The sequence below is a fragment of the Stenotrophomonas sp. STEN013 genome (assembly GCF_056760355.1).
Map to the genome: position 1 here is coordinate 410,001 of NZ_JBRREO010000003.1, position 7,091 is coordinate 417,091.

At 67.3% G+C, this 7,091-nt stretch carries 7 protein-coding genes; 1 reads left to right on the forward strand and 6 read right to left on the reverse strand.

Annotated features, from left to right (window positions below; all coding sequences use genetic code 11):
• Positions 1-112: 112 nt before the first annotated feature.
• From tgt to ACVOMH_RS09800, 3 genes are all read right to left on the reverse strand, one after another.
• Positions 113-1,252 (reverse strand): tRNA guanosine(34) transglycosylase Tgt, encoded by a 1,140-nt coding sequence (gene tgt, locus ACVOMH_RS09790; RefSeq protein ID WP_481551817.1) that lies wholly within the window; start codon positions 1,250-1,252, stop codon positions 113-115.
• Between the two features lie 66 nt (positions 1,253-1,318).
• Positions 1,319-2,359, reverse strand: a complete 1,041-nt coding sequence (gene queA, locus ACVOMH_RS09795; protein ID WP_481551818.1) for a tRNA preQ1(34) S-adenosylmethionine ribosyltransferase-isomerase QueA — start codon at positions 2,357-2,359, stop codon at positions 1,319-1,321.
• 67 nt (positions 2,360-2,426) lie between these two features.
• On the reverse strand, positions 2,427-2,858 hold the full coding sequence (locus tag ACVOMH_RS09800) for an Lrp/AsnC family transcriptional regulator (RefSeq protein ID WP_054657834.1): 432 nt from the start codon (positions 2,856-2,858) through the stop codon (positions 2,427-2,429).
• A gap of 117 nt (positions 2,859-2,975) precedes the next feature.
• Here ACVOMH_RS09800 and ACVOMH_RS09805 point away from each other — a divergent pair, with 117 nt between their 5' ends.
• Positions 2,976-4,472: an aminotransferase class III-fold pyridoxal phosphate-dependent enzyme gene (locus ACVOMH_RS09805; RefSeq protein ID WP_481551819.1), complete on the forward strand. Its 1,497-nt coding sequence runs from the start codon at positions 2,976-2,978 to the stop codon at positions 4,470-4,472.
• Positions 4,473-4,569: 97 nt separating this feature from the next.
• Here the strand turns inward: ACVOMH_RS09805 and ACVOMH_RS09810 are convergent, their stop codons facing one another.
• From ACVOMH_RS09810 to ACVOMH_RS09820, 3 genes are all read right to left on the reverse strand, one after another.
• Positions 4,570-4,863 carry a hypothetical protein gene (locus tag ACVOMH_RS09810; RefSeq protein ID WP_481551820.1) on the reverse strand — a complete coding sequence of 98 codons (294 nt, stop codon included), beginning with the start codon at positions 4,861-4,863 and terminating at the stop codon, positions 4,570-4,572.
• Positions 4,864-4,910: 47 nt separating this feature from the next.
• Positions 4,911-5,399, reverse strand: a complete 489-nt coding sequence (locus ACVOMH_RS09815) for a hypothetical protein (RefSeq protein ID WP_481551821.1) — start codon at positions 5,397-5,399, stop codon at positions 4,911-4,913.
• Positions 5,400-5,671: 272 nt separating this feature from the next.
• Positions 5,672-7,003, reverse strand: coding sequence for a purple acid phosphatase family protein (locus tag ACVOMH_RS09820; RefSeq protein ID WP_481551836.1), 1,332 nt, complete (start codon positions 7,001-7,003; stop codon positions 5,672-5,674).
• Positions 7,004-7,091: the final 88 nt, after the last annotated feature.

Consider the following 7,091-nt stretch of genomic DNA (forward strand, 5'->3'; position numbering starts at 1 on the left):
GTGTTGGGTGGCGTGGCCCGGCGGTGAAACCGGTGGCGCCACCACGAAACTGGGTCAGCCGTGAAGTATGCCACGAGCCCGGAACCCCGTCCCGGGCCCGCTTGCGCTACCGCTACTCCCCCGACAGCGCCGGGACGGCGAGGCCTCGGGCTGCATAGAAAGACTCGCGGAACGCCATAAAGGTTCCCGCCTCGATCGCCGCACGTATGTCGGCCATGAGTTTTTCGTAATAGAACAGGTTGTGGATCGTGCCCAGCATCGGCGCCAGCATCTCGTTGCAGCGGTCCAGGTGGCGCAGGTAGGAACGGGTGTAACCGCTGGTGCAGGCATGGCAGCCGCAGCCGGGTTCGATCACGTCCATGTCGCGCTCGTAGCGGGCGTTGCGGATGCGGACCGTGCCGAACGAGGTGAAATAGTGGCCGTTGCGGGCGTTGCGGGTGGGCATCACGCAATCGAACATGTCCACGCCACGGGCCACGCCTTCGACCAGGTCTTCCGGGCGGCCGACCCCCATCAGGTAGCGCGGACGATCGGCCGGCAGGATCGGATGCATGTGGTCGAGCATCGCATTGCGCTCGTGCTCGGGCTCGCCCACCGCCAGGCCACCGATGGCATAGCCGTCGAAGCCGATCTGCTGCAGGCCCTCGGCCGAGCGGCTGCGCAGATCGGTATGCACCCCGCCCTGGACGATGCCGAACAGCGCCGCATCGTTGCCCAGCGCGTCGTGCGCGTTGCGGCTGCGCTGGGCCCAGCGCAGGCTCAGCTCCATCGACTTGCGCGCCACCTCTTCGGTGGCCGGGTACGGCGTGCACTCGTCGAAGATCATGACCACGTCCGAATCGAGCACCTTCTGGATCTTCATGCTCTCCTCCGGCCCCAGGAACACACGGGCGCCATCGGTCGGCGAGGCGAAGGTCACGCCCTCTTCGGTGATCTTGCGGCGATGGGCCAGCGAAAACACCTGGAATCCGCCCGAGTCGGTCAGGATCGGCCCGCTCCACTGGCAGAATCCGTGCAGGCCGCCGTGATCGGCGATCACCTCCAGCCCCGGACGCAGGTACAGATGGAAGGTGTTGCCGAGGATGATCTCGGCGCCAAGCGCCCGCACCTGCTCGGGCAGGATGCCCTTGACCGAGCCATAGGTGCCCACCGGCATGAACGCCGGCGTTTCAACGGTGCCACGCGGGAAGGACAGCTGGCCACGGCGGGCACGGCCATCGGAGGTCTGGAGCTTGAACTGCAATCTGGACATGGAATCTATCTGTCGGTCGTGCGGGCATTGTCGCGGATTGGGCGCCGCGGCGCAGGGCCCGGCGGATCAGGCGTCGTCGTACGCAGCCGGAAACAGCAGCATCGCATCGCCATAGCTGAAGAAGCGGTACTGCTGCGCGATGGCATGGGCGTAGGCCTCGAACACCCGCTCCCTGCCGGCAAAGGCGCTGATCATCATCAGCAGCGTGCTTTCCGGCAGGTGGAAATTGGTGACCATCGCATCGACGCTGCGGATGCGGTAACCCGGGGTGATGAAGATCTGGGTTTCGCCGGCGAACGGATACAGCTCACCGTCCCGCATCGCGCTTTCCAGCGCGCGCACCACCGTGGTGCCGACCCCGATCACCCGGCCGCCGGCGGCGCGGGTGCGGCGCACCTGCTCCACCAGCTCGGCGCCGACATTCAGCCACTCCCGGTGCATCACATGGTGGCTCAGGTCATCCACCCGCACCGGTTGGAAGGTGCCGGCGCCCACGTGCAGGGTGACCTGGCCGAACTGCACCCCTCGCTCGCGCAGCTGCGCCAGCAAAGGCTCATCGAAGTGCAGGCCGGCGGTGGGTGCGGCCACGGCCCCCACCTGCCGGGCGAACACGGTCTGGTAGCGCTCTCGGTCATCCACACCGGGCTCGCGGTGGATGTACGGTGGAAGCGGCAGGCGCCCCGCATGCACCAGCCAGGATTCCAGCGGCTCGGGAATCTCGAAGCGCAGCACATAGAACTCGCCATCGCGCCCGAGCACCTCGGCCTCGCCGCCGGCATCGAGCTGGAGGCGGCTGCCCGGCTTGGGCGACTTGCTGGCACCGATCTGGGCGCGGGCCTGCTGCTCGCCAAGCAGCCGCTCGATCAGGATCTCGACCCGGCCTCCGGTGGCCTTCTGCCCGAACAGGCGCGCCGGGATCACCCGGGTGTCGTTGAACACCAGCAGATCGCCGGGCTGCAACAGCTGCGGCAGATCGCGCACATGCCGGTCATCGAACGCGGCTGGCGCCGGCGGCACCAGCAGCAGACGGCTGGCCGAACGCTCGGCCAGGGGAGCCTGGGCGATCAGCGCCTCGGGCAGGTCATAGTGGAAATCGGACTTCTTCAAGGCCGGAAAATCGTACGGGGAGCCGGCTATTGTAGTCCTGCCAACGGGCGATGCCCGGTCGGCGCGATCAGCGCTCGAACTTGGTGGACAGGATGATGGCGCTGTTGGTGCGTTCCACCCCGTCGATGGCGCCGATGGCGTCGGTCACCACATCCATCTCGCCCACCCCGCCGACCACCACCATCGCGATCAGGTCGTGGTTGCCGCTGACTGAATGCAGGGTGCGCACTTCCGGCAGCTCGCGCAGCGCCTTGACCACTACCGGCATCTTCCGTGGCGACACGGTAATCAGCACGTGGGCGCGGACCTGGCCCTGCTCGTAGTCCTCATGGGTGCGTACGGTATAGCCGGCGATCACCCCCTGCTGCTCGAGCCGGTCGATACGGCTTTGCACGGTAGTGCGTGAAAGGCCCAGCCGGCGGGCGATCTGCGCGGTGGAGGCGCGCGCATCCTCGCGCAGCACGGACAAGAGCCGCTCATCGGCCGGGGATATATTCACATTGCCCACCAGTTTCGTCGATTCGACGAAATTACCCGAAAAACCGTCGAGATCACAGCTGCCATATGTCCAGAATCTCCAGATAATGGGTATATACAAAACTTTGTGGAGATGAGCATGACCGTACTCGGCCCCCTTGCGCCGCTTCGCGCGCACGCCGGCACCCGCCTGACCTCGGGCCTGGACGATGCCAGCATCGAACGCCTGGCCGCTGCCCATCCCGACCTGACCGGCGCCATCCATGCCGCCGCCACCGAATACGCCCGGATCAAGAAGGACGCCGCCGACCTGCTGGATCTGGACGAAAAGGACCAGATCGCGGCGATGCAGGCCGGTTTCGTCAACTTCTATGCCGATGACGCGGTAGTGCCGTATATCGCGCTGGCCGCCTGCGGCCCGTGGGTGGTCTCGCTCAAGGGGGCGGTGCTGTACGACGCCGGCGGCTACGGCATGCTCGGTTTCGGCCATACCCCGGCCGACATCATGGCGGCCGCAGCCAAGCCACAGGTGATGGCCAACATCATGACCCCGAGCCTGTCCCAGCGCCGTTTCGTGCAGGCCATGCGCAAGGAGATCGGCCACAGCCGCGGCGGCTGTCCGTTCTCGCACTTCATGTGCCTCAATTCCGGCTCCGAAGCGGTAGGCCTGGCCGCCCGTATCGCCGATATCAACGCCAAGCTGCAGACCGATCCGGGTGCCCGCCACGCCGGCGCCACCATCAAGCGCGTGGTGATCAAGGGCAGCTTCCATGGCCGCACCGACCGTCCGGCGCTGTATTCGGACTCCAGCCGCAAGGCCTATGACCAGCACCTGGCCAGCTACCGTGGCGAGACCAGTGTCATCACCATCGCCCCGTATGACGAGGCGGCGCTGCGCAAGGTCTTCGCCGATGCCCAGGCCAACCAGTGGTTCATCGAAGCGGTGTTCCTGGAGCCGGTGATGGGCGAAGGCGACCCGGGCCGCGCGGTACCGGCCAGTTTCTACAAGCTGGCCCGCGAACTCACCCGCGAACACGGCAGCCTGCTGCTGATCGACTCCATCCAGGCCGCATTGCGCGCCCACGGCACCCTGTCGTTCGTCGACTATCCGGGTTACGAGACCTTGGACCCGCCGGACATGGAAACCTATTCCAAGGCCCTGAACGGCGCGCAGTTCCCGTTGTCGGTGCTGGCGGTGACGGAGCATGCCGCCGGTCTGTACCGCAAGGGTGTGTACGGCAACACCATGACCACCAACCCGCGGGCGCTGGACGTGGCCTGTGCCACCCTGGCCCGCCTGTCGCCGGAAGTGCGGCAGAACATCCGTGTGCGCGGTGAGCAGGCGGTGCAGAAGCTGGAAGCACTCAAGGCCAGGCTCGGCGGCCTGATCACCAAGGTCCAGGGCACCGGGCTGCTGTTCTCCTGCGAGCTGGCCCCGCAGTTCAAGTGCTACGGCGCCAACTCCACCGAGGAATGGCTGCGCATGCACGGCGTCAACGTGATCCACGGCGGCGAGAACTCGCTGCGCTTCACCCCGCACTTCGACATGGACGAGGCCGAGCTGGACCTGCTGGTCGACATGGTCGGCCGTGCACTGCTCGAAGGCCCGCGCCGCGCGCAGGCCGACGCCGCCTGATCCACCACCTCGCGTGCAACAGGAACGGCGGCCAGTGGCCGCCGTTCTCCGTTCTGCCTAGACCATGCAGCCAAGCGGCCTTGAGTGCGATGCACTGCTAGGCCTGCGGTCCGATGTGCTTCTCGTACCAGTCCCGATAAGGCGTGTTCTTGACCAGGTGACGGTTGAAGTCCTGGGCACCATCCTCCCACCAGACAGGCCCCCGCTCCCCCAGCGCGATTTTTGCAGCGTTGACCGAACTACGTGCTGCCGAAAGTGCAGCAGGATCGCCCGCCACCAATGCGGCTTTCACTTGCCGGCGTGCGGCCATCAGCGTACTGACGAGCACCTCGTGTTCCCGTGGCGAAAGACGGGGATTCGCGACCCGCCAGAGACGGCCGCGAACCACCATGTATCGACCGTCAGGTGTCCGTGGATGCTCCACCCCGCCCGGGCCACTCAATAACCGATGACGCGATACGGCACCACCGGCACGAACTGCACTTCCTTGCAGCCGTCATAGCGGCTGCAGCTGCCGAAATAGCCCGGGCCCCAGTAACGCTGGCGGGCGTCGCGGTTGTACGGGCTGTTGTAGAAATCCGGCCGATAGAGATGGCCCGAGCCGTAGTAACGGAACGGCGTGACCGGCTCGGACACCGGCGCGCGGGACGCCTGCGCCACCGGCGGAGAACCGTCGTCGGCGACATAGCCGAATTCGTTGTCGTAACGGACCAGCCGGTAATAGACAGTTTCCCCGTCCTGCTGGCGGCTGCGCAGACGTTCCAGGCTGCCATCGCCGGCATCGGCATAAGCCTGCCCGCCTTCGAACACCACCTCGCTGGGATTGACGATCTCCTCTTCCAGCGGCGGTGCCGCGTCCACGCCCCAGGCCAGCGCGCCCAGCAGCAATGCCGCCCCGGCCGTGATCCACCCCTTGTCTGCACGCATATCTATCCTCCGTGATACTTGCCCGGTGCGTCGGCACCGGGCCGATGATGACGCGGTCGCCCGTGCACAGGGCGACCATCAATGGCGCGTCCCGGCAGCGGCCGCGGCGTTCGAACCACCGCCGCCAGGCTGCCTCCGCCGGCTCTCCGACACGACGCAGGGGCAGAGTATAGACACAGGCCAGGGGGTCCGTCCCGGCCGTGCGTGGCAGATCTCCGTGGCAACGCTGGCGGCGTGCAAGCCGCCCATCTGCGCCGCCACGGAGGGGCGGATCACTCCCAGCAGCGATCGCTCCGGCCCTTGGGCGACACCGCGCGCGGGCAATCGCGCGGCGCGATGCGGCCTTCGGTGATTTCACCCAGACGCTTGGCGCCGCCTGTGTCCCGCAGGATCTCGAACGCGTCGTACAGACGTCCGGTGGCCGTGTAGGCACGGTAGTGCAGACGCGCGCCGTCCACCCGCAACACCTGGAACAGCTGGGTGTCCTCTGCCGTGGGTTTCATCGTGCCACGTGCCTGCGGCGACAGCCGGTACTGCTTGGGCCCTGCCACCGAGGAGATGTACTGCGGCAAAGCGCCACTGTCGTCGCCACGCCTGCCATAGGTGTGGTCATGTCCCTGCAGCACCAGATCGACCTTGTGCCGCTGCAGGACCGGGCGGATCTGCGTGGCCAGCACCGAGGTGTCCCGCTCCGCCCGCAACGGATACAGCGGCTGGTGCACCACCACGATGTTCCATGGCTGCATGCTGCTGCCCAGTACTTCTTCCAGCCAATCGGCCTGCATCTTGGCCGTCCCCAGATCCAGCGCCGAGGTACCGTCGAGTATCGCCACGCGGATGCCCTGGTAATCGAACCAGTAGGTGGTGCTGGCTGCACCGGGCGCACCGTTGCCCGGCAAGGCAAAGCTCAGCGGCCAATGTCTGCCGAGTACGCGACGCTCCTGCGGGGTGTCCTCGAACTCCTCGAAATATTCGTGGTTGCCCGCCGCGGGCGCCACCGCCATGCCCGGCAACAGCCAGCCACCGGCGGCGAACCACTCGCCCCACTCGTTGTCGTCCTCGCCATCCCCCCCACTGACCAGATCGCCGGCGAACAAGGCAAGGCGTGCATCGGGAGCGGTCTGCCAGCCCTGCCGGATAACCCGGCTGACATGGCTGAGGTTCTTGTTCTGGGTATCGCCGAAGTACAGCAGCGTCAGCGGCTGACCCGCCGCGCCAGCGGTACGGAAGTGATGCCAGGCGCTCCACGTGTCCTGTCCCTGCACCCGGTAGGCGTAGAGCGTGTCCGGCAACAGCCCCTGGACGTCGACCCGGTGGTGTTGCGACACGCCGTTCTCGCTTTGCAACAGGCCGCTGCGGGCCGCAAGCGCACGCACCTGCCCCAGGTCCGGTGAATCCCCGGCAAGCGCGAGCTCCAGCTGTGGCGCGGCCGACAGCGGCGAGGTCCGCCACGCCACCGCGAAACCCTGCGCGGCATCCTGCGCCGGCGAGGCGACGATGCGATCGGGGACACCCGTGGCCGCGTAGTGCCTGCTGCCCGCCGGTACCTGCGTGTTCGGCTCCGCGGGCCGCGGGGGCCCCACCCCCCCCGCCGCCCCCCACATTGCGGGCACCAGCAGCCCCCCCCACCAGCCCCCGGGGGTGCCCCCGCGCCCGACAGGCGCCCCGGACGCGGGCTGGCGCGATACCGCC

Bases quoted from the DNA above. Each gene is read 5' to 3' on its own strand.
- tgt (WP_481551817.1), bottom strand. From the start codon at position 1,252: ATGTCCAGATTGCAGTTCAAGCTCCAGACCTCCGATGGCCGTGCCCGC.
- ACVOMH_RS09805 (WP_481551819.1), top strand. From the start codon at position 2,976: ATGACCGTACTCGGCCCCCTTGCGCCGCTTCGCGCGCACGCCGGCACC.
- ACVOMH_RS09810 (WP_481551820.1), bottom strand. From the start codon at position 4,863: ATGGTGGTTCGCGGCCGTCTCTGGCGGGTCGCGAATCCCCGTCTTTCG.
- ACVOMH_RS09815 (WP_481551821.1), bottom strand. From the start codon at position 5,399: ATGCGTGCAGACAAGGGGTGGATCACGGCCGGGGCGGCATTGCTGCTG.
- ACVOMH_RS09820 (WP_481551836.1), bottom strand. From the start codon at position 7,003: ATGTGGGGGGCGGCGGGGGGGGTGGGGCCCCCGCGGCCCGCGGAGCCG.